Annotated in this window: 26 protein-coding genes, 5 tRNA genes and 1 riboswitch; of the genes, 9 read left to right on the plus strand and 22 right to left on the minus strand. The window is 58.2% G+C overall.

Going from position 1 to position 25790, the window contains the following annotated elements:
• From flgC to ACA074_RS20475, 4 genes are all read right to left on the minus strand, one after another.
• Entirely contained in the window at window positions 1-444 is a 444-nt protein-coding gene (gene flgC, locus ACA074_RS20460; RefSeq protein WP_187680888.1) for a flagellar basal body rod protein FlgC, read from the minus strand.
• Between the two features lie 3 nt (window positions 445-447).
• Window positions 448-858, minus strand: a complete 411-nt coding sequence (flgB, locus tag ACA074_RS20465) for a flagellar basal body rod protein FlgB (protein ID WP_187680887.1) — start codon at window positions 856-858, stop codon at window positions 448-450.
• A 332-nt stretch (window positions 859-1190) separates the two neighbouring features.
• Entirely contained in the window at window positions 1191-2018 is an 828-nt protein-coding gene (gene cheR / locus ACA074_RS20470) for a protein-glutamate O-methyltransferase CheR (protein WP_463555402.1), read from the minus strand.
• A gap of 46 nt (window positions 2019-2064) precedes the next feature.
• Window positions 2065-2997 (minus strand): chemotaxis protein CheV, encoded by a 933-nt coding sequence (locus ACA074_RS20475; protein WP_103304087.1) that lies wholly within the window; start codon window positions 2995-2997, stop codon window positions 2065-2067.
• An 82-nt stretch (window positions 2998-3079) separates the two neighbouring features.
• On the opposite strand from ACA074_RS20475, the gene flgA reads away from it, so the two are divergent.
• The 4 genes from flgA (at window position 3080) to ACA074_RS20495 (ending at window position 5679) form a co-directional block, all read left to right on the plus strand.
• Window positions 3080-3841, plus strand: a complete 762-nt coding sequence (gene flgA / locus ACA074_RS20480) for a flagellar basal body P-ring formation chaperone FlgA (RefSeq protein ID WP_497677679.1) — start codon at window positions 3080-3082, stop codon at window positions 3839-3841.
• A gap of 160 nt (window positions 3842-4001) precedes the next feature.
• Complete coding sequence (flgM, locus tag ACA074_RS20485) at window positions 4002-4328, plus strand: flagellar biosynthesis anti-sigma factor FlgM (protein ID WP_187679263.1); 327 nt, start codon at window positions 4002-4004, stop codon at window positions 4326-4328.
• A 48-nt stretch (window positions 4329-4376) separates the two neighbouring features.
• Window positions 4377-4844, plus strand: coding sequence for a flagella synthesis protein FlgN (locus ACA074_RS20490; RefSeq protein WP_401271939.1), 468 nt, complete (start codon window positions 4377-4379; stop codon window positions 4842-4844).
• Window positions 4845-4932: 88 nt separating this feature from the next.
• A complete protein-coding gene (locus tag ACA074_RS20495) occupies window positions 4933-5679 on the plus strand; it encodes a flagellar brake protein (protein ID WP_489878957.1) in 747 nt (248 codons plus the stop codon).
• Between the two features lie 65 nt (window positions 5680-5744).
• On the opposite strand, the gene ACA074_RS20500 is transcribed toward ACA074_RS20495, so the two are convergent.
• The 5 genes from ACA074_RS20500 to ACA074_RS20520 all read right to left on the minus strand — a co-directional run bounded on the left by ACA074_RS20500 (window position 5745) and on the right by ACA074_RS20520 (window position 11479).
• Window positions 5745-7121 carry an MFS transporter gene (locus ACA074_RS20500; protein ID WP_497677680.1) on the minus strand — a complete coding sequence of 459 codons (1377 nt, stop codon included), beginning with the start codon at window positions 7119-7121 and terminating at the stop codon, window positions 5745-5747.
• Between the two features lie 69 nt (window positions 7122-7190).
• Entirely contained in the window at window positions 7191-8432 is a 1242-nt protein-coding gene (locus tag ACA074_RS20505) for a glutamine synthetase family protein (RefSeq protein WP_497679339.1), read from the minus strand.
• Window positions 8433-8633: 201 nt separating this feature from the next.
• Window positions 8634-9326, minus strand: a complete 693-nt coding sequence (locus ACA074_RS20510) for a sensor histidine kinase (protein WP_401271942.1) — start codon at window positions 9324-9326, stop codon at window positions 8634-8636.
• Complete coding sequence (locus tag ACA074_RS20515) at window positions 9323-10927, minus strand: response regulator (RefSeq protein ID WP_401271943.1); 1605 nt, start codon at window positions 10925-10927, stop codon at window positions 9323-9325. The genes ACA074_RS20510 and ACA074_RS20515 overlap by 4 nt, the downstream gene beginning before the upstream one ends.
• A 475-nt stretch (window positions 10928-11402) precedes the next feature.
• Window positions 11403-11479: transfer RNA gene (locus ACA074_RS20520), tRNA-Arg, on the minus strand.
• Between the two features lie 297 nt (window positions 11480-11776).
• On the opposite strand from ACA074_RS20520, the gene ACA074_RS20525 reads away from it, so the two are divergent.
• Window positions 11777-12004: a hypothetical protein gene (locus ACA074_RS20525; RefSeq protein WP_497677681.1), complete on the plus strand. Its 228-nt coding sequence runs from the start codon at window positions 11777-11779 to the stop codon at window positions 12002-12004.
• 20 nt (window positions 12005-12024) lie between these two features.
• On the plus strand, window positions 12025-12204 hold the full coding sequence (locus tag ACA074_RS20530; protein ID WP_497677682.1) for a PA3371 family protein: 180 nt from the start codon (window positions 12025-12027) through the stop codon (window positions 12202-12204).
• Here ACA074_RS20530 and phnN read toward each other — a convergent pair.
• A complete protein-coding gene (gene phnN / locus ACA074_RS20535) occupies window positions 12179-12748 on the minus strand; it encodes a phosphonate metabolism protein/1,5-bisphosphokinase (PRPP-forming) PhnN (protein ID WP_497677683.1) in 570 nt (189 codons plus the stop codon). The genes ACA074_RS20530 and phnN overlap by 26 nt on opposite strands.
• Window positions 12749-13136: 388 nt before the next feature.
• On the opposite strand from phnN, the gene ACA074_RS20540 reads away from it, so the two are divergent.
• Complete coding sequence (locus tag ACA074_RS20540; protein ID WP_003178899.1) at window positions 13137-13463, plus strand: Arc family DNA-binding protein; 327 nt, start codon at window positions 13137-13139, stop codon at window positions 13461-13463.
• A 113-nt stretch (window positions 13464-13576) separates the two neighbouring features.
• Here ACA074_RS20540 and mgtE read toward each other — a convergent pair whose 3' ends face one another.
• Window positions 13577-15019, minus strand: a complete 1443-nt coding sequence (gene mgtE / locus ACA074_RS20545) for a magnesium transporter (protein ID WP_187679273.1) — start codon at window positions 15017-15019, stop codon at window positions 13577-13579.
• Window positions 15020-15340: 321 nt separating this feature from the next.
• On the opposite strand from mgtE, the gene ACA074_RS20550 reads away from it, so the two are divergent.
• Window positions 15341-15859 carry a cell envelope protein SmpA gene (locus ACA074_RS20550; protein WP_489878953.1) on the plus strand — a complete coding sequence of 173 codons (519 nt, stop codon included), beginning with the start codon at window positions 15341-15343 and terminating at the stop codon, window positions 15857-15859.
• A gap of 19 nt (window positions 15860-15878) precedes the next feature.
• Here the strand turns inward: ACA074_RS20550 and ACA074_RS20555 are convergent.
• From ACA074_RS20555 to ltaE, 8 genes are all read right to left on the minus strand, one after another.
• Window positions 15879-15955 (minus strand) — tRNA-Arg (locus ACA074_RS20555).
• A gap of 71 nt (window positions 15956-16026) precedes the next feature.
• Window positions 16027-16103: transfer RNA gene (locus ACA074_RS20560), tRNA-Arg, on the minus strand.
• A gap of 71 nt (window positions 16104-16174) precedes the next feature.
• Window positions 16175-16251, minus strand: a tRNA-Arg gene (locus ACA074_RS20565).
• 107 nt (window positions 16252-16358) lie between these two features.
• A tRNA-Ser gene (locus tag ACA074_RS20570) sits at window positions 16359-16449 on the minus strand.
• A 62-nt stretch (window positions 16450-16511) separates the two neighbouring features.
• On the minus strand, window positions 16512-16700 hold the full coding sequence (gene csrA / locus ACA074_RS20575) for a carbon storage regulator CsrA (protein WP_002554426.1): 189 nt from the start codon (window positions 16698-16700) through the stop codon (window positions 16512-16514).
• 186 nt (window positions 16701-16886) lie between these two features.
• On the minus strand, window positions 16887-18128 hold the full coding sequence (locus tag ACA074_RS20580) for an aspartate kinase (RefSeq protein WP_007919332.1): 1242 nt from the start codon (window positions 18126-18128) through the stop codon (window positions 16887-16889).
• A 91-nt stretch (window positions 18129-18219) separates the two neighbouring features.
• Window positions 18220-20838: an alanine--tRNA ligase gene (gene alaS, locus ACA074_RS20585; protein ID WP_187679276.1), complete on the minus strand. Its 2619-nt coding sequence runs from the start codon at window positions 20836-20838 to the stop codon at window positions 18220-18222.
• Window positions 20839-20984: 146 nt separating this feature from the next.
• On the minus strand, window positions 20985-21989 hold the full coding sequence (gene ltaE / locus ACA074_RS20590; protein WP_497677684.1) for a low-specificity L-threonine aldolase: 1005 nt from the start codon (window positions 21987-21989) through the stop codon (window positions 20985-20987).
• A gap of 197 nt (window positions 21990-22186) precedes the next feature.
• A riboswitch (FMN riboswitch) is annotated at window positions 22187-22358 on the plus strand.
• Between the two features lie 103 nt (window positions 22359-22461).
• Between ltaE and ACA074_RS20595 the strand changes: the two genes are divergently transcribed.
• Window positions 22462-22971 carry a 6,7-dimethyl-8-ribityllumazine synthase gene (locus ACA074_RS20595; protein WP_401272014.1) on the plus strand — a complete coding sequence of 170 codons (510 nt, stop codon included), beginning with the start codon at window positions 22462-22464 and terminating at the stop codon, window positions 22969-22971.
• 47 nt (window positions 22972-23018) lie between these two features.
• Here the strand turns inward: ACA074_RS20595 and astE are convergent, their stop codons facing one another.
• From astE to astB, 3 genes are read right to left on the minus strand one after another with little or no spacing between them, the layout of a single operon-like run.
• Complete coding sequence (gene astE / locus ACA074_RS20600; RefSeq protein WP_401272013.1) at window positions 23019-24026, minus strand: succinylglutamate desuccinylase; 1008 nt, start codon at window positions 24024-24026, stop codon at window positions 23019-23021.
• Between the two features lie 12 nt (window positions 24027-24038).
• Window positions 24039-24329: a hypothetical protein gene (locus ACA074_RS20605; RefSeq protein ID WP_016983958.1), complete on the minus strand. Its 291-nt coding sequence runs from the start codon at window positions 24327-24329 to the stop codon at window positions 24039-24041.
• Between the two features lie 57 nt (window positions 24330-24386).
• Complete coding sequence (gene astB, locus ACA074_RS20610) at window positions 24387-25733, minus strand: N-succinylarginine dihydrolase (protein ID WP_497677685.1); 1347 nt, start codon at window positions 25731-25733, stop codon at window positions 24387-24389.
• Window positions 25734-25790: the final 57 nt, after the last annotated feature.

The following is a 25790-nucleotide window of genomic DNA, read 5'->3' on the forward strand; positions in this document are numbered from 1 at the left end:
TTACTGACCGAGGGTCAGTACCTTCTGCATCATGGTTTTGGCGGTGTTCATCATTTCGGCGTTGGTCTGGAAGGAACGGCTCGCGGAAATCATGTCAGCCATTTCTTCCACCACGTTGACGTTCGGGTAGTAGACGTAGCCTTTGCCGTCAGCGGCCGGATGGTTCGGCTCGTAACGCGCTTCGAGGTTGCTCTGGTCTTCGACCACACCGAGTACCTGCACGCCTTGACCGGCCGCATCCTGGCTCTGGAACAGCGAGTTGCTGCCGCTGTTCTGGCCACCCTGGAACATGGTGGCGAACACCGGGTGACGGGCGCGGTAGGTCTGGTCGATGCTCGAAGAGACGGTTTCGGCGTTGGCGATGTTCGAAGCCACGGTGTTCAGACGCGTGGTTTGTGCGCTCATGCCGCTACCGGCAATGTTGAAAACGCTGGACAGGGACATGGATTACTCTCCGCGCAGGGCTGATACCAGCCCTTTGAATTTGCTGTTGAGCAGCGTGAAGCTGGCCTGGAAGCCGACGGCGTTTTCCGCGTAATTCGACTGTTCCAGTTGTGCATCCACGGTGTTCTGGTCGATCGACGGTTGCATCGGCGTGCGATACATCAGCGACTCGTCGCCGTTGCCCAGTCCTTCAGCCTCGATGTGACGGCTGTTGGTCATGTTCAGGGCAAACGTGCCACCGCTCTTGGTTTTCTCGGTCTGTGCTTCGAGCACTTTGGAGAATTCCAGATCCCGCGCCTTGTAGTTCGGGGTATCGGCGTTGGCGATGTTGTTGGCCAGGACTTCGGCACGCTGGGCGCGGAAGCCCAGGGCTTTTTCGTGAATGCCGAGCGCTTTATCGAAGCTGATGCTCATGTCGGGAACCTTCGGGTGACCGGTTTTTCGTAACTGAGCTTTAGCAAGCGGCGTGCCAATGCGAGAAGTCCCCATAAACCGGGGCTTTGCCGGGCATCGGCAAAGCGGCAATGCCAGAAAAGCGGCAACCGGTTTCCGCCAGATGCCGCTTTTCTGCCGCTCTCAGCCCTGCCCTTGCCCTGTAGGAGCTGCCGAAGGCTGCGATCTTTTGATCTTCAAAAACAAAATCAAAAGATCGCAGCCTTCGGCAGCTCCTACATGAAGCAGAATCATCGGGCATAAAAAAACGGGAGGCTTTGAGGGCCTCCCGTTTTTTTGTGTTGCCGATGCAATCATTTCGCCTGGTAAATGATCCCCGGGCTGCACTGGACCATCTGGTAATGATCCGGCAAACCGTTCAGCGCTTCGGAAGCGCCAAGGAACAGATAACCGCCCGGCTTCAACGTGCTGTGAATGCGCAACAGGATGTCTTTCTTCACCTCGGCGGAGAAGTAGATCAGCACGTTGCGGCAGAACACGATGTCGAACTTGCCCAGCGCGGCATAGCTGTCGAGCAAGTTGAACGAGCGAAACTCCACCCGGTTCTTGATCGGCGCCTTGATCACCCAGCGCCCCGGCCCTTTCGGGTCGAAGTAACGCTGCAAACGATCGGCAGACAAACCGCGCCCGATCGCCAGGCTGTCGTACTCGCCGGTCTTGCAATTGTTCAGCATGAGGCCGGACAAGTCCGTGGCAACAATCTGCACGCCCATCTTCAACTGGCCGAGGTTGGTCCGCTCGAACTCGTCGATCGACATCGACAGCGAGTACGGTTCCTGCCCCGACGAGCAAGCCGCCGACCAGATCCGCAGACGCTGGTTGGGGCTGGCCTTGATGGCCTCGGGCAGCACCTTGTTCTTCAAGACTTCAAACGGATAGGTGTCACGAAACCACAGGGTTTCGTTGGTCGTCATGGCATCGACCACCTGCTCGCGCAAACCGCTGCGCGGCTGGGTCTGGATGCGCTGGACCAGCTCACCCAGTGACTTGATGCCTTGCTGCTCCATCAGTTTGTTGAGACGGCTCGAGACCAGGTACTGCTTGTTTTCACCGAGCAAAATGCCACAGGCTTTTTCCAGGAAGACCCGGAACTGTTCGAAATCCAAATTACCCGTAGACAATGATGCCGCCTCTTAAATCGTGTTGACCGCCAGGGACAAAAGGCCCCTAGCTGATATCTGCTGCTTTGATCCGGTCGACTACCCGGGATGCCAGGTCATCAGGACGGAATTTGGCCAAAAAGTCATCGGCACCGACTTTCTTGACCATCGCCTGATTGAATACCCCGGACAACGAAGTATGCAGGATGATATGAAGCTTTTGCATGCGCGCGTCGCCGCGGATTTCCGCCGTCAGGGTGTACCCGTCCATCTCCGGCATCTCGATGTCGGAGATCATCATCAGGAACTCTTCTTCCGGCTTCTTGCCCTCGTCGACCAGCTTGCGCAGGTAATCCAGCGCCTGCTTGCCGTCGTTCAACGCCACCACTTCGACGCCGATCGTCTGCAGGCAACGCGTGACCTGCTTGCGCGCCACCGACGAGTCATCGACGGTCAGCACCCGCAGCGACAACGCCTTGGTCTGCGTCTCGACATCAACCACACCCACCGAGATCGCTTCCGGCGTTGGCGCAACTTCGGCCAGTACCTTCTCGACGTCGATGATTTCGACTAACTGATTGTCCACCCGAGTCACAGCGGTCAGGTAATGATCGCGACCCGTGCCCTTGGGCGGTGGATGGATCTCTTCCCAGTTCATGTTGACGATGCGCTCCACCGAGCGGACCAGGAATCCCTGGGTCTTGGTGTTGTACTCCGTGATGATCACGAACGGATTTTTCTTGTCTTTCAACGCCCCGGAACCGGTCGCCATTGCCAGATCAAGGATCGGAATGGTCGCCCCCCGGATATTCGCCACCCCGCACACGACAGGACTGGACTTGGGCATCAACGTCAGCGACGGGCATTGCAGCACTTCCCGCACCTTGAACACGTTGATTCCATAGAGCTGCTGGCCGTCGAGACGGAACAACAACAGCTCCAGGCGATTCTGCCCTACCAGTTGCGTGCGCTGGTTCACCGAATCCATTACACCAGCCATGCCCAGACTCCTACACCAACGCCAAGTGTTGTTGCGACGCACATTCATTGCTAAACGGCACGGCGCTTGCTTTTTAACTCGTATGAACGCTCAAACGACATTTTTCCGACGCCTGACATCTCCCCTTCGCAGAGGGCTTTGCGCGGTGTCCGCCGTTTGCTTCTTCTTCGCCGGCAGCCCTGCCATTGCTGATGCGGTTACCTTGCCTGACATGCTTATCGGCGTCACTCAGGGCTTTCTTGAGTTCACCGTAGAAGACTATCTGGCAACCAGTCAAACGGAAGGCCGCTACGAAATCGAAGTCAACCAGCTCGACCCCCGTATGCGCATGCCTATGTGCGACAAGGAATTGACAGCGTCTCTGGAGAGTCCGGCACGTCCGCTGGGCCGGGTAACCGTGAAGGTTCGCTGTGAAGGCGCCTCGCCCTGGACGGTGTTCGTGCCCGCTCAAGTCCGCCTGTTTCGCGAGATTGTGACCACCACCCGACCGCTCAAACGCGCCGGGATAATCGAACCTCAGGACGTGACCTTGCGCGAGCGCGACGTCAGCGTGATCAATCAAGGTTTCTTGACGTCGGTGGACGAAGCGATCGGGCAAAAATTAACCCGACCAACGGTCGCTGATCAGGTCATTACCCTGGTGCATCTGGAACAGGCCGAAGTCGTGCGCAAGGGTGATCAAGTGGTCATCACCGCCCGCAGCGGCACGCTCGCCGTGCGCATGCCCGGTGAAGCCCTGGCCAATGGCGGCCTGAAAGAACAGATCCGGGTGAAAAACCTTAACTCCCAACGAGTCATCAAGGCGCAGGTCACCGCGCCGGGCCAGGTGGAAGTGTCCATGTAAAACGCTGATGAGAAAACTGGCGCGGACCCCGTCGCTTCCCTAAACTGTGCCGCAGCAGGACACGCGCCGGCGCATGCAAGCTCATTGATAAATGGGCCTAAAGTTTTCCAGGGGATGGCCGAAAACATGGCAAGCGTCCAAATTCCCAGAGGTTTTTATCATGGTCATCGATTTCAGCCGTTTGAACAGCTCCTCGTCACTTACGGGCAGTACACGTACCAGCAACGCCAAGGAAACCGCCGAAACCGGCACCTCCGCGCCGCTGAATACCCAGGCCGAATCGGCCAGTACCGCAAAGAGCGGGGAATCGGTACACCTCAGCAATGAGGCTCAACAGTTGCAGAAGGTCACTGACAAGCTGCGCGATCAACCTGCTGTCGACAAAGCCCGTGTGGCCGAGTTGAAAGCCGCGATTGCCGATGGCAGCTATAAAGTCGACAGCAACCGTGTAGCCAGCAAACTGCTCAACTTCGAAGCCCAGCGCTAGGCTTTTGCCTGCGCCAGGCTTTTGGACGCTTAAAACCCAAGGCCAGCCATGCACGACACTAATTTACTGCAACTGATCATCGACGACTTTGCTCCAGCTCAACAATTGCTGGAGTTACTGCAAACCGAATCCCTCGCCTTGCACGGTCGCGACATGCCACTGCTGGAAGAAATTCTGGCGCGCAAACAGGCATTGATCATTCTGCTTGAACAGCATGGCCGCAAACGCAGCGAAATCCTCGCCAGCCTCAACCTGCCGACCAATCGGCAGGGTCTCGAGCAACTCGCCAGCCAGTCGAGCATCGGCGAGCAGTTGCTCAGCAAGAGCGACTTGTTGACTGACCTCATCGCCCAATGCCAGGCGGCCAACGTCAACAATGGCCAGTCGATCCAGGTACAGCAGGCCGCCACGGCCAATCAGCTGAAAATCCTCAACGGGGGCGAACCGCCAGCGCTGTATGACGCCAGCGGCACTTTTGCCAAACCCGCCAAGCCGCGTACATTCAGCCAGGCATGAGCCGTTGATGCGCCAGCCCTATCAACTCGCGAAACATACTGGCAAAATACTGGCCAGTTGTCATATTTTGTCTGGAGAGTGATAAACCGTGTCCAACACGCTAAGCGCGGATGATGCTCCGCAGCCCCCAAAGGTGCTCACCACGTCACTGGAAATCTCCAGCAACCTGCGCCAGCTGCAAGATAGCCACGACCCGCTGATCATCACGTTCCATGAACGCAGCCAGCGTTTCCAGACCTACCTGATCAAAGTCGACCGCGACACCGCATCAATGGCTCTGGACGAAATGATCCCGCGCGATGGCGAGCGCTTCTTGCTCGCCGGCGAACCGTTCAAGATCGAAGGTTTTCATGAAGGTGTACGCATTGCCTGGGAATGCACCGGCACGCTGAACATCGAAGAATCCGACGGCGACCGCTTTTACACTGGCGAGCTGCCGACCGAGGTGGTTTACCACCAACGCCGCAACGCCTTCCGCGCCGCATTGAAGCTGACCGACCTGGTCGGCGTCGAACTGGGCGGTGAAAAGCTCAAGGCGCCAATCAACGGCAAGCTGCTGGATATTTCCGCCACCGGTTGCAAACTGCGCTTTGAAGGTGACATCACCGAGCGCCTGCAACTGGGCCAGGTCTACGACCGCATGATCGCCCCGCCGCTGTTCGGCAATCAGCCGGTCTCCGTAGAACTGCGTTATCTGCACTTCGAAGAAAAACTCAACATCACGTTTGCCGGTCTGCGCTTCCACAACATCAGTGGTCAGGCGGCACGTAACGTTGAACGCTTCGTCTATCAGTTGCAGCGTGAAGCACGGCGTTTCGATAAAGACGACATGTGATTCGAACATGCAAATGAAAAGGGCAGTCCTTGGCGGGACTGCCCTTTTTTACTTCCGGCGATGCTTCAAGGCCTGGCGCCACTGATATCCGGGGTGGGTTTGTCGCTGTCGTCATCCGGACTTACTGCCGGCTCAGACTCCGGTTCTATCTCAGGTTCTGGTTCTGGTTCCGGCGTGACCGTATTCTGCATCTGCTCCTGCACCACCTGCTCATCAACACGCGGGTCGAGGGCCGCCACCAGCGGCGAGCTGGACATGCTGTCCGGCATCGCCACGTGATGCAGCGGCGCGTCATCGACCTGATGCAGATTGGTCACGGCTTTCGGACGGATGCGCCACACCAGTACCAGTGCAAAGAAGCTGAAGAACGCGTACAGGCTCTGACTGCCGAAGAATTTCATCAACACACCAGCGGCCAGCGGGCCGATACTGGCGCCAACCCCGTAAGTCACCAGCAACATGGCCGTCAGCGACACCCGGCGATCACCCTCTACGTGGTCGTTGGAAAACGCCACCGCCAGCGGATACAGACAGAACTGCACCAGCGAACAGAGGAAGCCGACCACAAACAGCACCTCCAGCGGCACCTGCGGCAGGATCGCCAGCGGCAAGGCCGCCACCGCGAGAAACCCGGCAAAGCAGCGGATCAAAAGCGCCCGATCATAGCGATCGGACAACCAGCCCAGCGGCCACTGCACCAGCAATCCGGCAAAAATGCAGCTACCCATGAACAGACCGACCTGCTCGGTCGACAGCCCCTGCTGCGAGGCATACAGCGGCGCCAGACCATAGAACGAGCCGATGATCAGACCCGCACCGAGCACCGTGCTCAACGATTGCGGCACACGCTTGATGAAGAAACGCGGCTCCATCGGTGCCGGATGCAGCGGCGCCGGGTGAATCCGCCGGGTCAGCGTCACCGGTACCAGACACAGCGCAAAGCACAGGGCGACCAGCATCAGCAGTTCCAGGCCCAGGCCCGGGTGCATGACCAGAATCAACTGACCCAGCACCAGCCCCAGATACGAAGCGATCATGTAGCCGCTGAACACCAGGCCGCGCTGATTGGCGTCGGCCTGCTCATTGAGCCAGCTCTCGATCACCATGTACTGGCACATCATGCCCAGACCGACAATCGTCCGCAGCACCAGCCACGCCGGCAACCAGTCCACCAGACCGTGGCCCAGCACCGCCGCGCCGACGATCCCGGCACACGCTGAATATGCACGGATATGCCCAACCCGGGCGATCAGCCGGTGACCGATCTTGCCGCCCAGTACCAGACCGAAATAGTTGGCCGCCATCAGCGCACCGACCCACAGCCCATCGACATTGTCAGCGGCCAGGCGCAATGCCAGATAAGTAGACAAAAGGCCCGAGCCGATCAACATCATCAGCGAGGCGAAATACAGCGCTCGAAAGGATTTCCAGATTTGGCGCATCGGCGTTCCGAGCGGCTCCTTGCAGTGAATATCGGGCTACCAAAACGATAGCCCTATGGCGACGGTTCGTCAGGCCTGGGCTGCTAGAACACGCCGTTCCCAGGGAGTTATCTCATCAAAGAAGCTGGTCAACTCCATGGTCTTCGAAGCGATGTAGCCTTCGATGAACTCCTGTCCGAACAGTTCCCTGGCCAATTGGCTACGTTTCAGACGTTCGAGCGCGGCATGCAAGGTACACGGCAACGAAAGATTATCCGGCACCGCGAACTCGCCCTGAATCGGTTCGCTCGGTTCAAGCTCATGCTCGATCCCATGCAAACCCGCGGCCAGACTGGCGGCGATCGCCAGATATGGGTTGGCATCGGCGCCCGGCAAACGGTTTTCGACCCGACGGGCAACCGGCGCACTGGCCGGAATCCGCAGCCCTGCAGCGCGGTTATCGTGCGACCAGCAAGCGTTATTCGGCGAAGCGTACGGGTGACACAGACGCTGATAAGAGTTCACATTCGGTGCAAACAGCGCAGTGAAGTCGGCCATGCCCGCCTGCTGCCCACCAATGAAATGGCGGAACATTGCGGTCGGCTCACCTTTCTCGTCACTGAAAACGTTCTTGCCGGTAGCAATTTCGACGATGCTCTGGTGAATGTGCATCGAACTGCCCGGCGTGTGCGCCAGCGGTTTGGCCATGCACACCACGGTCAAGCCATGTTTGAGCGCGACTTCCTTAAGCAGATGCTTGAACAGGAACGTCTGATCGGCCAGCAACAGTGGATCACCGTGCAACAGGTTGATCTCGAACTGGCTGACGCCCATCTCGTGCATGAAGGTATCGCGCGGCAAACCGAGGGCCGCCATGCATTTATAAACTTCGCTGAAAAACGGCCGCAGACCGTTGTTGGAACTGACGCTGAAGGCTGACAAGCCATCCTCGCGGCGGCCGTCGAGGCCAACTGGCGGGCGGAACGGTTGAGTCGGATCGGTGTTCGGGGCGAAAACAAAGAATTCCAGCTCGGTCGCCACCACAGGCGCCAGGCCTCGCGCCGCGTAACGGGCGATCACTTTTTTGAGCTGGCCACGGGTCGACAGGTTGGAGCTTTCGCCGGTCAGTTCGTCGGCATCGCAAATCGCCAGGGCGCGTGGCTCGTCGCTCCATGGCAAAGGATGAATCTGCCCAGGGTCGGCGACCAATGCGAGGTCGCCATCATCACTGCCGTAAAACCGCGCCGCAGGATATCCACCCATGATGCATTGCAGCAGCACTCCCCGCGCCAACTGCAAGCGTCGCCCTTCGAGGAAACCTTCGGCGGTCATCACCTTGCCGCGCGGTACGCCATTCAAATCCGGCGTGACACATTCAATCTCATCAATGCCCGTCAATCGCTGCGCGAGTGAACGCTGGCCATCGGTTGTCATGACGCAATCCTTGTTGTTGTGCGAGCCGCGAACGGCGACCCGAACAAAATAGGCTCCGCCTGTTCGGAATATCAAGCAGCGTCATGCAAAAAGCCTGCATCACGGCAGGTAGAGACTGAATACCCCACCGCCCAGCGGGCCGCCGTTACGGATTTCCGTGCGCCCTTCAACACCATTGCGTTGATGCAACGCCGCAATACGAGCCGCGAAATACAAGCCGAGCCCGGTGCTGCCGCTGCTGTGATTGATGCCCTGCACGTAATCGGCCTGACGTTCGAGCATCTCGGCCGGGTAACCGTCGCCGTCATCGTTGATGCTCAACACCAATTGCCCGGCCTCGTCGCTGACGGTGATCAGCAGCGACTCACGGGCATAACGAATGGCGTTGTTGATGCAGTTGCCCAGCACCGAGGCGATCAGTTCACGGTCGAAGAAACCCAGCGGGCTCAGCGGATCGACTTCATACGTCGCGACAATTGCGCGACTGGCGAACACCTCTTGATGCGCCGCCAGTTGTGCTTCGATGAAATCATCCAGTTCGTGATAGGCCGGTTGCAGCGGCATCTGGTTGACGCCGAGCTTATACAGCCCGAGCAACTGCACCAGCATGCCGTTGAGGTGGGCGAACTCGAAGTCGATCACCCCCTGCTCCGTGCCGGAGCGCAGCTCTTGGGGCAAGCGCGCCAGCCATTGGCTGTGGGCCTGCATCAGCATGGCCAGCGAGTTCTTCATGTCATGAACGGTGGAGGCGATCACCGTGGAAAAATCCAAAGCCGGATCAGAGTGGTTCATTCGCCAAACGCCTTGCTTTTCAGCTTCTGATAACGCGAGTAACGCGCGTCGGTATCGGGCATCAGGCCAACCAGTTTCAGGCAGGCCCGACATTCTTCCAGTTCCGCCGACAGCACACTGGTGTCGGTGCCGTGCAGCAGCGACTGAGCCATGTTCAGCGCGATACTGATGTTCTTCGGTTGCATCTTCAGCGCCTTGCGGAACACCTCGCGGGCCTCCACCAGGTTGCCGGTCTTGTACACGCGCACGCCTTGACGGTTGAGGTCGGCGGCGGCATTGCTGGAACTGAGAATCGTCGGGTCATCGGTGAGCTTGGCGATGTCTTTCATCACCGCCGGATCATCGCCGTAGATTTCCGCACAGCTCTTGAGCATAGAAGTGCCCGCCTCGGCCTGACCGAGCATCTGCAACTGTTTGGCGACGAGCAGCGCCGCTTCCGGACTCATGAACTGCTCCATGCCGTCGAGACGCATCATCGCCTGCTCGGTGAGCTTGTCGGCGGTTTCAGCATCGTTCAGCAGCAGGCTGGTGGCTTTCATCAAACGCGCACGAATCTGCAAACCGGGGTCGGTCGGGTTCTCTTTGGCCACGGCGCTTAGGGTGGTGTTGATCTCCAGGCGCGTGCGCGTGTCGAGACCGCGCTCACTGCCCTTGCTGATCAGCGCATGGGCCAGGCCGAGATTGCTTTCCGGGTCTTTAAAGCGCGACTGCGCGCCCTGCGACACAGCTTGGCGATAAGCCCGCGAGGCGGTATCAAAATCTTCGTTAGCCATCGCCAGCTTGCCGAGCAATGCCTGCCGGCGCACGGCCAGCGGCGACAGGCGAATCGCCTCTTCCAGCACCCGCTGCGCGCCTTTGGTGTCGCCCTCGGAAACCAGCACATCGGCCATGCCGTCATACAGCGCCGGCATCATCGGGAACACCTTCAAGGCTTTTTCGTAGACGCCTTTGGCCTGCGCCACTTGCCCACGCTTGAACAGCAGTTTGCCCAACCCGGCAAACGCCCACGGCAACGGTCGGTCAGCGATGATGCTGTCGTAGAGACGTTCCAGTGCTTCGTTCTGGTTCATGTCGCGCAAGGCATCGGCGCGGTAGCGCAGGCACAGCGGCGAATAACGGATGTCCTGCTTGCACAGAGCGATGCAGGCGTTAAGCACCTCGGCCGGCTTGCCACGGTCGAGGGCTTGCAGAATCGGTTTGAGCAACGTCTTGCGCTGCTCCAGACGCTCCAGCCGCTGGGCCAGGCCGGAACGGTTGAACGGTTTAGTCAGGTACGCATCCGGCTCGTGCTCCAGAGCACTGAGCACCATCGCCTGACTGGTTTCGGCCGTCACCATGACAAACACGGCTTCGTGGCTGATGAGCTTTTCCGACATCAGGTCTTCAAGGACCTGCTGGCCGTTCTTCTTGCCATCGCCGAGATGGAAATCCTGCAGGATGAAATCGTAGGACTTCTGCGCACACATCTTCAGCGCCTGCTCACCGGTGTCGGCGGTGTCCACGTCCTTGACCCCCAGCTCGCGCAACATCGAGCGCACGGAACTGCGGAAATCCGAGAAATCATCGACGATCAGAAAACTCTTTTGGTGATACGACAGCATCGAGGATTTCCAGGCAATTGAAGTAGATGAACCGAGGCAAAATTCAGGCGCGCAGATGATAGCCGCCGGCCAAATGCCATCAAGCGATTTCGCGCGAGTCTGAACTCACCGTTTGGGTTATCGGCCACAAGTGGCGTTCTCTGAAGCGGGCGCTTCAAGATTCCTCTCACTGCGATTACCCTGCGCGCCTGCCCACATTTCAATACAAGGCTGACCTCGTGTACATCAAAGGACGCTACATCGTATCCGCCTGTGCGCTGCTGTTTATCCAGCACGTAGCGGCGGCCGGAATGGACTGCACAAAAGCTTCGAAGGCCGAGGTAAGCACTTCGATTGGCACGTTCGAGGAGAACGGTGACAACTAGCCAAATGACAAGGCGCGCGCTGCCAAAAGCAATCTGAAGCTGGAAACACACGGCTTGCAAAAAGCCCCGGTGCAATCGAAATTGCACCGGGGCTTTCTGTTTGAATTTGATGGTGTCCCAGGGCAGGTTCGAACTGCCAACCTTCCCCTTAGGAGGGGGATGCTCTATCCAATTGAGCTACTGAGACACGGGGGTTGTCACGGGCTGAACGCTGCGCGACGGACGGCGTGCATGTTAACGGCCGAGCCCTGATTTGTCATGTCGTCCGTGGGGCTTTTTAAGTGTAGGCAGGCACCTTGCAATGCTGCGGGAAAATTTACCGTGCATTTTGCACTCCTGCAAAACGCCATCATTGCAGATTGCAACCCGAACCTTCCGAAAAATCCTTCCAAATGCTTGTTTTTAAAGGACTTAACAGCGGTTAGACTGTTGGCACGACGGCTGCTTTGTCTGTTCCATAGAAGAACAACCGGAGCACCGTCCCATGAACAGCACTCTCTTGCTTGCAAACGCAATCGCATTGGCCGTTTTGGTGGGCTTCCACTTTATCCCCGAGGGTGCTGAGCCGGTCGCCCAGCGCATGCCGCACTACTTGCAGGTGCAGAGGGCGCCGCAGTTGGCGGTGTTGAGCGATCAGAGCTTCGCACCGCAAGCGGTCAGCGAACCTCAGCAGGCTTTGCCAGCACTTGTTACCGAACGTCTGGTTTTTTGAAATATCTTCAGGAGTACAGCATGTCCAAATCAGCAGCAGGATTTCTGATCCTCGCCTTATTGAGTGGCGTCGTGCATTTTTCGCTGTTCGAGGAAACCGAAGTCACCCTGCCCCTGGTTGGCTGCGGCATGTTTGCGGTGTTGTTCGTGCTGGCACTGGTTGCCGGGCGCAGGATCAAGTTTGATCCGGTATTGCGTTGATTTTTACCCAATCCAGCAATTGATTGACGGCGTCAGTCAACGCGCCCGAGTTGTCGATCAGGTGAACAGGAGCATCACTTGATCTCCTGTCCTTGAACAACCCGTTGCGGGCAAGCCTTGCGTCGATCTGGTCAATCGTTTCTCGGCCGCGTCTGAGTAGGCGCTCACGCAATACTTCATCCTTCACCGTCAACAAAACCGGCAGCAGTGTCGGGTATCGCTCAAGCGCTTGGCGCAGGTTGGCGCGAGAGCCGTTCACCAATACATGCCTTCCGGTTTTCAACCATTCGTCCATTTCCACCGGGATGCCATAGGCAAGTCCATTGGCCTGCCATGCCAGGGAAAAATCACCGCTGCGTTTACGCTTTTCGAATTCTTCTGGCGTTACACCGATCGCGTCCTCGCCTACCGATTCGGCCGAGCGCGTGATTACCCGGCGCATCACTGAACAGTTCAATTCGCGCAGTGGCTCGCGCGCAGCGTCAATCAGGCTGTCCTTGCCTGACCCGGACGGTCCCATCAGATAAATAAGCCTGCCATCCATCTTGAAAACGCCCTCCGGCCTGCTTCAACGCTAGTAAATCGGCAAATTGCCACTATCCTGTACAGATAAGGATCACGGATCGAACGCCGCATAGGATGCACGTTCTGAGGTCTTCGGACATCAATTGATGTGTACCAGTAAGCGGACAATGATGCGGGCGAAGGCAAAGTTTTCAAACCAGTCCGCATTTCTGATAATTGGTGCTGGCATTACGCCTTTACCCGGCTCAATATTTGTCACAGAATTGACGCCAATGATCTGGCAATTTTGAGGCATGATGCGGGCCTCTTAACAATTCAGGTTGAACCATTTGGCGCGGATGCTTGTCCTACCACACATCCTGCGGCCAATCCCGAGAACCGCTCCCCTGAACTAACCGGTTAAATATATGCGCCCATTGAAACAGGCAATTTATTCCAGCCGTACGGCTGACAAGTTCGTCGTACGTCTGCCAGACGGAATGCGTGAACGCATTGCCGAGGTGGCTCGCAATCATCATCGCAGCATGAACTCCGAGATCATTGCGCGCCTTGAGCAGAGTCTTATTCAGGAAGGTGCATTGGGCGAAGAGCTGAGCATGCGCCTGGACAGCCCCGAGCTGTCGTTGCACGAACGCGAGCTGCTGCAACGCTTCCGTCAGCTGTCTCACCGTCAGCAGAACGCATTGGTGTCCTTGATCGCCCATGACGCCGAAATGGCCGCAGACGCGTCCTGAGTCATACCGAGCATCTCAAGCCAGCATGATTGCTGGCTTTTTTTTGCCTGGAATTTGAGTTTTCGCGAACACAAAAAAGCCCGCCGATTGGCGGGCTTTTTGTTTACAGCCGATCAGAGCAGGAAGATGGTCGCCAGACCAAGGAAGATGAAGAAACCACCGCTGTCCGTCATTGCGGTGATCATCACGCTGGCACCCATTGCCGGGTCGCGGCCCATCTTCGCCAGGGTCATCGGGATCAACACCCCCATCAGCGCCGCCAGCAACAAGTTAAGCGTCATCGCCGCCGTCATCACTACGCCCAGTGACCAACTGCCGTAGAGCAGGTAAGCGACCACACCGATCACCCCGCCCCAGACCAGACCGTTAATCAGCCCCACTGCCAACTCTTTGCGCATCAGGCGCGAAGTGTTGCCGGTACTGACCTGATCGAGCGCCATGGCGCGCACAATCATGGTGATCGTCTGGTTACCGGAGTTGCCGCCAATACCGGCCACGATCGGCATCAAAGCCGCGAGCGCTACCAGCTTCTCGATCGAGCCTTCAAACAGGCCGATCACCCGGGAAGCGATGAACGCTGTGATCAAGTTGATCGCCAGCCACGCCCAACGGTTGCGAAGCGATTTCCACACGGAAGCGAAGATGTCTTCCTCTTCGCGCAAACCGGCCATGTTGAGGACTTCGCTTTCGCTCTCCTCACGGATCAGGTCAACCATTTCATCGATGGTCAGACGACCGATCAGCTTGCCGTTCTTGTCGACCACCGGGGCGGAGATCAAGTCGTAACGCTCGAACGCCTGAGCGGCGTCGTAGGCGTCTTCGTCGGGATGGAAACTCACCGGATCACTGGCCATGACATCGGCCACCTGCTTATCCGGATCGTTGACCAGCAGACGCTTGATCGGCAGCACACCCTTGAGCACACCGTCGTAATCGACCACGAACAGTTTGTCGGTGTGACCAGGAAGCTCTTTGAGACGGCGCAGGTAACGCAGAACCACCTCGAGGCTGACATCCTCACGGATCGTCACCATCTCGAAGTCCATCAGCGCACCGACCTGTTCCTCGTCATAGGACAGGGCCGAACGCACGCGCTCGCGCTGCTGGTTATCCAGACTCTCCATCAGCTCGTGGACGACGTCTCGCGGCAGCTCGGAGGCCAGGTCAGCGAGTTCGTCGGCATCCATGTCCTTGGCGGCAGCCAGGAGCTCGTGATCGTCCATGTCGGCGATCAGCGTTTCACGGACGGAATCGGATACTTCGAGAAGAATGTCGCCGTCGCGATCGGCCTTGACCAGTTGCCAGAGCGTCAGACGGTCGTCCAGCGGCAAGGCTTCAAGAATGTAGGCGACGTCGGCGGAGTGCAGATCATCGAGCTTGCGTTGCAGCTCGACCAGATTTTGCCGGTGAACCAGGTTTTCCACCCGGTCGTGATGCGCGCCTTCCTGGCGATGAGTCAGGTCTTCAACAACCCGTTGACGCTGCAGCAGCTCAACGACTTGAGCCAGGCGATCCTGCAGGCTTTCCTGTGTTTTCTTTACTTCGATTTCAGACATAGGCGAACTCCACTCCCAGCAGCGGGGCACGCCGGAAGGATCAATCAGTCAATTCATGATTGGTGAAACGGGTTACTGAGTAACTACTGGGTAAGTCCATGGAGGTATTCCATAAGCCCCGGCGGGGCTGACGGGCGCAATGATACACCGCCTGACGGTTTTAAACGTTAAAAAATCGCGGCCGAAACAAGCGCTTGCGAAACAAACCTGAGCGCTGTCCTGACCCATGCAGATGCGACGACTCATCCTGAAAAGAAAACACACCGGCAATGAAAAATGCAGCGACTACCCTTGAGCATAGATCGTCATGGAGGACGTCGAATGCCATCAAAAACCACTCGTTTTTTACTCACCAGCCTGCTTTGCCTGCCGCCCGCCGGGGCTGCGACCAGCCTTCATCGTTGCGAAGCGCCCGATGGCGGCATAACGTTTACCAGCATGAGCTGTGCGCTCGGCGAGCAACTTTCAGTGCAGGAAGTACACCCCTATTTGCCCGGATCGGTTGTGGCAATCATGCCGGAACACAACCACGAAGAAATATCCGGTATGAAAATCAGAAGCGCAGAACCAGGCCTTGTGGGCGGAGTAGAAGACAAATGCGGCAACCTGATCGACGCCAGACAACGCCGCGAGGCAATCATCAATCAACGCGTGATCGCCGGCATGAGCCAGCAGGATGTTGAAAGCGCGCTGGGCAAGCCGGACAAGGTGAATATCCGGACTTCGACGACGAGCTATCGATACGACCTCAAGCGCGGCCGTAGTGCCCAAGTCGATTTCGACGAGAAGGGATGCGTGAAAGGAAAAGCCAAAACCCGGACAGCAAAAAGCCCGCGTTAAACGCGGGCTTCTTGGTATATGGTGCACTCGACAGGATTCGAACCTGTGACCGCTCGGTTCGTAGCCGAGTACTCTATCCAGCTGAGCTACGAGTGCATTTGTGTTTTTAGACCAGATCACAACTGGCTGAAGCAAAGCTACCTGCATTGCTGCAACTAACTCTTAAATGGTGCACTCGACAGGATTCGAACCTGTGACCGCTCGGTTCGTAGCCGAGTACTCTATCCAGCTGAGCTACGAGTGCATTTGTGTTTTTAAACCAGATCACAACTGGCTAAAGCAAAGCCACTTATATTGCTATAAGTAACTCTTAAATGGTGCACTCGACAGGATTCGAACCTGTGACCGCTCGGTTCGTAGCCGAGTACTCTATCCAGCTGAGCTACGAGTGCATTTGTTGCGCCGCATTATAGCCCGTCTAATCTCTATTCCAACCACTTTTTCTAGTAAATTCAAGAACTTACCGAAAAAGCCAGATTACGACGTACTAAGCAAATAATGGCGGAGAACGGGGGATTCGAACCCCCGACACCCTTTTGAGGTGTACTCCCTTAGCAGGGGAGCGCCTTCGGCCACTCGGCCAGCTCTCCGCAACACGGGGCGTATCTTAACCAACCTTTTCCCCGTTTGCAAACATAAAAAACGATAAAAATTAATGGCTTGGTTCTTCGTCCTTCTCTTTCTTTATACGCAGGTAAATTTCCTCACGGTGCACGGCAACCTCTTTCGGGGCATTGACGCCGATACGCACTTGATTTCCTTTAACGCCGAGCACGGTCACGGTGATTTCGCCATCACCGATAATCAGGCTTTCTGCGCACCGACGAGTCAGAATCAGCATACCTTTCTCCTCACGCATTTCATTTCAGGGACAACAGTCTGCAAAAAAAAGGCACCCGACCTACAACCGGAGCGATCGTAGCCCTACATGCCTGAGTATTGACCAGCGCGAGCAAAAGAACAGTTCAGGGCTCGCGCCATTCAAAAATAAAGGGCGCGGTCAGACCGCGCCCTTCAAGAAACCGAATTACTCGCCCTGACGGGCCGGAGCATCCAGTTCGAAAGCCGTGTGCAGAGCGCGCACGGCCAGTTCCAGGTACTTCTCTTCGATCACCACGGAAACCTTGATTTCCGAGGTCGAGATCATCTGAATGTTGATGCTTTCCTTGGCCAGGGATTCGAACATGCGGCTGGCCACGCCTGCGTGGGAACGCATGCCGACGCCGACGATCGAGACCTTGGCAATCTTGGTGTCGCCAACCACTTCACGGGCACCGATCTCGCGAGCAGTGTTTTCCAGCACGGTCTGTGCGGCCTGGTAGTCGTTGCGGTGCACGGTGAAGGTGAAGTCGGTGGTGTTATCGTGCGCAACGTTCTGCACGATCATGTCGACTTCGATGTTCGCGGCACTGATCGGGCCGAGAATCTTGAACGCCACACCCGGGGTGTCTGGCACGCCACGGATGGTCAGCTTGGCTTCATCGCGGTTGAAAGCGATGCCGGAAATGATCGGCTGTTCCATGGTTTCCTCTTCATCAATAGTAATGAGGGTGCCCGGACCCTCCTTGAAGCTGTGCAGTACGCGCAGCGGAACGTTGTACTTGCCGGCGAATTCCACCGCACGGATCTGCAACACCTTGGAGCCGAGGCTGGCCATTTCCAGCATCTCTTCGAAGGTAATCTTGTCCAGACGCTGAGCGACCGGCACCACACGCGGGTCGGTGGTATAGACACCATCGACGTCAGTGTAGATCTGGCATTCGTCAGCTTTCAGCGCAGCAGCGAGTGCCACACCGGTAGTGTCGGAACCGCCACGACCCAGCGTGGTGATGTTGCCGTGCTCGTCGACGCCCTGGAAACCGGCGACTACCACAACGCGACCGGCCTTCAGATCACCACGGATCTTCTGGTCATCAATCTGCAAGATACGCGCTTTATTGTGCGCACTGTCCGTCAGGATCCGCACCTGATTACCGGTGTACGACACCGCCGGCACACCGCGCTTGATCAGCGCCATGGCCAACAGGGCAATCGTCACCTGCTCACCGGTGGAAACGATCACGTCCAGTTCACGCGGAACCGGTTGAGTGTCGCCACTGATTTGCTTGGCCAGATCGATCAGACGGTTGGTTTCACCGCTCATTGCAGACAGCACGACCACCAGGTCATCGCCGGCATCGCGGAATTTCTTAACCTTGTCGGCGACCTGCTCGATTCTCTCGACAGTGCCGACCGAGGTGCCTCCAAATTTCTGTACGATCAAAGCCATTTCAAAGCCGCCTCTGCCCATGAAGGGCGCCCAAATAATCACTCAAACAGCCGTCGGGCCCGCCACTAGACTGCGGGCCCGGCGCGCCGCCTTATAAAGCTTGCTCGACGAATGGAACGGTCAGCGCCAGTGCGCCATCCAGCGCGCCGGCGTCGACACCGCCGCCCTGCGCCATGTCCGGACGACCACCGCCCTTCCCGCCCACTGCCGCAGCAGCCTGTTTCATCAAATCACCGGCTTTGAGTTGGCCAGTCAGGTCTTTGGTTACGCCTGCAACCAGAACGACCTTTTCCTCATGGACACTGCCGAGCAGGATCACTGCGCGGCCGAGTTTGTTTTTCAACTGATCGACCAGCGCCAGCAGCGCCTTGGCGTCCTGACCATCCAGACGTGCGGCCAGAACCTTCACGCCTTTGACGTCCAGCGCCGAGCTCGACAGATCGTCGCCCGCGGCGCTTGCAGCCTTGGCCTGCAACTGCTCGAGTTGCTTTTCCAGCGCACGGTTGCGCTCGAGCACTGCCGACAGCTTGTCGATCAGGTTGTCGCGACTGCCCTTGACCAGGCTGGCCGCTTCCTTGAGTTGTTCTTCTGCCGCGTTCAAGTAGGCCAGTGCCGCGGCACCGGTGACTGCCTCGATACGACGCACGCCCGATGCCACACCGCCTTCGCTGATGATTTTCAGCAGGCCGATGTCGCCAGTACGGTTGGCGTGGATACCGCCGCACAGCTCGACGGAGAAATCGCCGCCCATGCTCAGCACGCGCACGTTGTCGCCGTACTTCTCGCCGAACAGCGCCATGGCGCCTTTGTTCTTGGCGGTTTCGATGTCGGTTTCTTCGGTTTCAACGGCAGAGTTCTTGCGAATCTCGGCGTTGACGATATCTTCCAGCGCTTTGATTTGTTCAGGCTTGATCGCTTCAAAGTGGCTGAAGTCGAAACGCAGACGCTGACTGTCGACCAACGAACCTTTCTGCTGAACGTGCTCGCCCAGTACCTGACGCAATGCGGCATGCAGCAAGTGAGTGGCCGAGTGGTTCAGCGAAGTCGCGTGACGCACCTCGGCATCCACGTGGGTTTCCACTGGAGCACCGATGGTCAGGCTGCCCGAATCCAGCACACCGTGGTGCAGGAATGCGCCACCGGTTTTGGTGGTGTCACGTACGTCGAAACGCGCGTTGCCCGCCTGCAGGAAACCGCAGTCGCCAATCTGGCCGCCGGATTCAGCGTAGAACGGCGTCTGGTTCAGAACGATCACCGCCTCTTCGCCTTCATTCAAGACATCAACCGACTGGCCATCTTTATAAATAGCGACAATTTTTGCCGAACCGCTGGTGTCTTTGTAGCCAGTGAACTCGGTGGCCACATCAACCTTGACCAGCGTGTTGTAGTCCAGACCGAACGAGCTGGCCGAACGTGCGCGCACTCGCTGGGCTTCCATCTCACGCTCGAAACCGGCTTCGTCGACGGTCAGGCTGCGCTCGCGGGCGATGTCCGCGGTCAGGTCCATCGGGAAACCGTAGGTGTCGTAGAGTTTGAACACGACGTCGCCCGGCACCACAGTGCCTTTGAGTTCGGCCAGATCCTGCTCGAGAATCTTCAGACCGTGCTCCAGGGTCTTGGAGAACTGCTCTTCTTCGGCTTTAAGTACGCGCTCGATGTTGCTCTGCTGCTTCTTCAGCTCCGGGAACGCTTCGCCCATCTCGGCGACCAGCGCCGCAACGATCTTGTAGAAAAAGCTGCCGGTGGCGCCGAGCTTGTTGCCGTGACGGCAGGCGCGACGAATGATCCGGCGCAGCACGTAACCACGACCTTCGTTGGACGGCAGCACGCCGTCGGCGATGAGGAAACCGCACGAACGAATGTGGTCGGAAACAACCTTCAGCGAAGACTGATCGCCATTTTCGCAGCCGATTGCCTCAGCCGAAGCTTTCAACAGGTTCTTGAACAGGTCGATGTCATAGTTGGAATTGACGTGCTGCATCACCGCACTGATCCGTTCCAGGCCCATGCCGGTATCCACCGACGGCGCTGGCAACGGATGCAACACGCCATCGGCGGTGCGGTTGAACTGCATGAACACGTTGTTCCAGATCTCGATGTAACGGTCGCCGTCTTCTTCCGGCGAACCCGGTGGGCCGCCCCAGATGTGGTCGCCGTGATCGTAGAAAATCTCGGTGCACGGGCCGCAAGGGCCGGTATCGCCCATGGTCCAGAAGTTGTCGGAGGCGTAAGGCGCGCCTTTGTTGTCGCCGATGCGGATCATGCGCTCGACTGGCACACCGATTTGCTTGGTCCAGATGTCATACGCTTCGTCGTCGGAGGCGTAGACGGTGACCCAGAGTTTTTCCTTCGGCAGTTTCAGAACGCCGGTCAGGAAGGTCCAGGCGAAGGTAATCGCGTCGTGCTTGAAATAGTCACCGAAGCTGAAGTTACCGAGCATTTCGAAGAACGTGTGGTGACGAGCGGTATAACCGACGTTTTCCAGGTCGCTGTTCTTGCCACCGGCACGCACGCATTTCTGGCTGCTGGTCGCACGGGTGTACGCACGTTTTTCCTGGCCCAGGAAGCAGTCCTTGAACTGGTTCATCCCCGCGTTGGTGAACAGCAGGGTTGGGTCGTTGCCCGGAATCAAAGAGCTGGAGGCTACACGGGTGTGGCCTTGCTCTTCGAAGAAGCGAAGGAAGGCTTCACGGATTTCTGCGCTTTTCATTAGGTTCTTCCACGGAGGCTGCGGCCAAAGGCCTGTGCGAAACGTCAACAGACGAAGCGACGGCAAAGGGCCGCATTATATCGGCCCAGCGCGCGGGGTACAGCGTGTTTATACGATAGAAACGGTCAATTGGACGGCTAACGCTGTCACTTGCGCGAAAACTCGACGAATGTCGCGATCACTTGCTCGATTTGCGAGCGATTGACGTCCATGTGCGTGACCATGCGCAGACGCGCGGCAGCGCTCAATTTGATCCCGCGCTCGGCGGCGAACGCCTTGAGCGCCTCGGCCTTGTCGCCCATCTGCACGTAAACCATATTGGTCTGCACGGGTTCGACAGTGAAACCGGCGTCACGCAGGCCTTCGGCGAGCAATTGCGCGTTGGCGTGGTCATCGGCCAGGCGCTCGACGTTGTGATCCAGCGCGTACAGCCCCGCCGCAGCGAGCAATCCGGCCTGACGCATGCCGCCGCCGACCATCTTGCGCAGGCGACGCGCCTTGCCGATCAACTCGACCGATCCGCACAACACCGAGCCGACCGGCGCGCCAAGGCCCTTGGACAGGCACACCGACACCGAATCGAAGTGCTGAGTGATTTGCCGGGCATCAACGCCCAGCTTGACGGCTGCGTTGTACAACCGCGCGCCGTCCAGGTGCAGTTGCAAGCCATTGTCCTGCGTGAACTTGCGCGCCCGCGCCAGATACTCCAGCGGCAGCACTTTGCCTTGCATGGTGTTTTCCAGCGCCAGCAATCGCGTCCGGGCGAAGTGGAAGTCATCGGGTTTGATCGCGGCGGCGACCTGATCCAGATCCAGCGAGCCATCGGCCTGCACCTCCAGCGGCTGTGGCTGGATCGAACCGAGCACCGCCGCGCCACCGCCCTCGTACTTATAGGTGTGCGCCTGTTGACCAACGATGTATTCGTCACCGCGCTCACAATGCGCCATCAAGCCGAGCAAGTTGCTCATGGTGCCGGTCGGCACAAACAGCGCAGCGGCGAAACCCAGCCGTTTCGCCAATTCGGCCTCCAGACGATTGACCGTCGGATCTTCGCCGTACACGTCATCACCGGTGTCCGCCGCAGTCATCGCGTCGAGCATGGCGGGAGTCGGTTGAGTGACGGTGTCGCTGCGAAGATCGATAACGCTCATGAACCTGGCCTCAAGTCAGCAGGGGAAATCCCTTTGTGGAGGTGAATTACTGCGGTCATCGCACCGATTAATCAACCCTTGGCGCAGGAAAACACCCAAAGAGCGTTCAAAAAACTCGATAGCAATCATCGCAAAGGCGCAATGCGCAGACACAGAATCTGTGTTAAAAACGCTGCGCCGCCCACAAAAGGGCGGCAAAACGTTCTCAGGGCGGGGTGCAATTCCCCACCGGCGGTAATTGCGCGCAATGCGCATAGCCCGCGAGCGCTTGGCGGCGGCCACGGCTTCGGCGGTGGATGGCGGCAAGGTCAGCAGACCCGGTGTGATTCCGGGGCCGACGGTCATAGTCCGGATGAAGAGAGAACGGGATTGACGCTAAAGGGCCGTCCGCGTGCATTCGTGCGAGCGTGCGCACCCTTGAATCCCATTCGATTCATAACGCCCTGTTTTTCACACAAACAGGAGTCAGAACATGCAACCCACCGCTTTCGATAGCAAAACCAAACACCCTCACGGCGAGCGCGTCGCGTTCATCCAGGCTTGCTGGCACAAGGAAATCGTCGACCAGAGCCGTAAAGGCTTCGTCGCTGAAATGCTCGTTCAGGGTTATCAGGAATCGGACATCGACTTTTTCGAAGTCGGCGGCGCCTTTGAAATGCCCTTGCATGCCAAGCTACTGGCCAAGACCGGTCGTTATGCCGGTATCGTCGCGGCAGCCCTGGTAGTGGACGGCGGCATCTATCGTCACGAGTTCGTCGCCCAGTCGGTGGTCAGCGGCCTGATGCAGGTTCAGCTGGAAACCGAAGTACCGGTGTTCTCGGTGTCCCTGACCCCGCATCACTTCCATGCCGGTGAAGAACATCAGAAGTTCTTCTTGGAGCACTTTGTGCACAAGGGCCAGGAAGCGGCGAAGACTTGCGCGGATACGTTGCAGAAGGTTCGTGCGTTGCGTCGCACAGAGCCGCGTGCAGTAGCGGTCTGACCCTCCATTGAGGCGTTCCCACGCTCTGCGTGGGAACGATCATCACATCAGGCCAGGTTTTCGTCGGTGGCCGGGACGATCAGGATGCCCGCCCGCAGGCCATTCTTGACCTTGGGATTGGGGAAGATGATCCGCGCGCCCTCTTCCTCGATGATCCAGCGGGTATTGGCCAGATCTTCGGCCAGCACATAACCCACTTCCAGCTCGGAAAAGTTTTCGATGTCCTGCGGCAGGTTCAGGCGGAACGCATCGCTGTGCTTGATGATTTCCCGCGCGACGCTGAACAGTTGCAAACCGTCCAGGCCCTCCTCGGCGGCCGGTTCGTTGCCTTCGATGATCTGCTTCAGGCGGGTTTCCAGCAGCGACACATTGACCCCGTCGTTTTGCCCGAACGGTCGCGCCTTGCCCAGTTCCAGCGTGAAGGCCTCGGCATCGAGCTTGTCGTAGGTGTATGAGCTGAACACGATCGACGGTTTGTTCTGCAACAGCACCGCCTCCATGCCGGCCGCACGCAGGCGTGCCAGTTCGCGGCGGGAATGCTGGCGACCTTCCTTCCACGGGTACAAAGCGAACTGCTCGATCTTCGAACCGCGAATGGCCGTATGCAGGTCATAGTGAAGTCGCTGACGATCCGGCAGGCTGAAGAAGCTCGCCGCCAGTCGTTCCAGCTCACAGGCGCGTATGGCCTCAGAACCGCTGGTTTGTTCATGACGGCCGTTGAACAGCCGATTGACGTCCTGCTCGACGAAGCGCTCACCCTTGCGAATCGCTTCCGGGTTGCCGAACAGGAACAGAATGCGTGCGCGCGGTTTCAAATCGCCGCGTGCGATGTCGTGCAGCAGCCGGTCAAGCAACTCGATCGGCGCTGTTTCGTTGCCATGGATCCCCGCCGACAGCAGTAGATCCAGGCCATTGTCGCGTGCTTCCGGTGGCCGGACTTCCAGCGCACCTTCGCTCAACCAGCGCATCCGCACGCCTTCGACAGTCAGTTGAGTCTTCTCCGCCGGTTCGCGGCCGGCGAGGGTCAGTTCAAGCAGTTTGCCGAGGGCGAGCATAGAGCGGTTTCCTTAGTGGTCGTGGTTGCAATCCGGGCCGTGCACGTGGTCTTCGTCGTCGCCGACGTCAGCCGGTTCCATTTCCAGTTGCAGACTTACCAGATTAGTCGCCAATGGGCGCAGCAGCAGGTTGGCGTACTCGGCGTCGCCTTCTTCGACGTCCACGCCGATCAGCAGTTGGCCACGGCCGTCCTGCTGGATCCACAGCTCTTTGCCTTGCCACATGACCGCGACGCGGGTGCACGAGGTTTGCAGTTGCGTGCCGTCGGTGTCTTCAAGGATCAGCTGCAGGGAATCGCTCATGTTTTTACTCTCTTGGGGAGATAAACCGCGCGCCGCGTTCAGGCGACGCGCCGGCCATCAATTGATCTGGAATGGATAAACCGCGCCCAGTTTAAGGATTTGCGTCAGTTCATCCAGTGCCGTCCGGCATTCAAGCAGCAACTGCGGGTCCGCCAGATCGGTTTCGCTCAGACGGTCGCGGTAGTGCTTTTCAACCCATGCGGTCAACGAACCGTACAACGGGGCCGTCATGATAACGCCTGGGTTGACCGCCGCCAGTTCAGTTTCATTGAGCGCGACGCGTAGACGCAGGCACGCCGGGCCACCACCGTTCTGCATGCTTTGCTTGAGGTCGAAGACTTTCACTTCACGGATCAGACCGCCGGAGCTGGTCAGGCTTTGCAGGTAGGCCCACACGCGCTCGTTGGCCTGGCACTCTTGCGGCACGATCAACAGCATCGAGCCATCAGGGCGCGACAGCAACTGGCTGTTGAACAGGTACGAACGCACCGCGTCATCCACGGTGACCGCCGAACGCGGCACGCAGATCGACTGGAAGTTGCCGCCGACCTTGGCCAGTTTGCCTTGCAACTCGGCCAGCATCTGCTCGGTGTTGAGGAACGCGTCCTCGTGATAGAACAGCGCCTCGCCGTTGCCCACCGCGATCACATCGTTGTGGAACACGCCCTGATCGATCACGTTGGGGTTTTGCTGGGCGTAAACCACGCCTTCTTCACGCAGACCGTGCAGACGCGCAACCGCTTGCGAGGCTTCGAGGGTCTGACGGGCCGGGTACTTTTGCGGTGCCGGGAAACGATTGTCGAAAGCACTGCGACCGAACACGAAGAACTCGACACCGGCCTCGCCGTACTCGCGGCAGAAACGCGTGTGGTTGGCCGCGCCTTCGTCGCCGAACTGCGCCACCGCCGGCAATGCCGCGTGATGGGCGAAGTGTTGCTGATTGGCGAACATCGCGCCGAGTACACGGCTGGTGGTCGGGTGCTCGATACTGCGGTGATATTTGCAGTTGAGGTTGGCGGCAGTGAAATGCACCCGACCGTCAGCGGTGTCGGCACTCGGGCTGACCGTGGCGGCGTTGGCCACCCACATGCTCGACGCCGAGCAACTGGCAACCAGCAACGGCATGGCTTCTTTGGCGGCGCGCTCGATCACTTGAGCATCGGTGCCGCTGAAACCCAGACGGCGCAGAGCGGCCACGTCCGGACGCTCCTGTGGCGCCAGCACACCTTGCTGAAAGCCCATTTCCATCAGCGCTTTCATTTTCGCCAGGCCTTGCAGCGCGGCTTCCTTCGGATTCGAGGATTGCTGGCTGTTGCTCTGGGACGCCACGTTGCCGTAGGACAGACCGCCGTAGTTATGGGTCGGCCCCACTAGACCGTCAAAATTGACTTCATAGGATTTCATCAGCGAGGCTCCACGAGAATCTGTTGTTATAGGCTTCAGTAACTAACTGTTCAGTGC

It is taken from the genome of Pseudomonas sp. LBUM1655 (assembly GCF_059716085.1).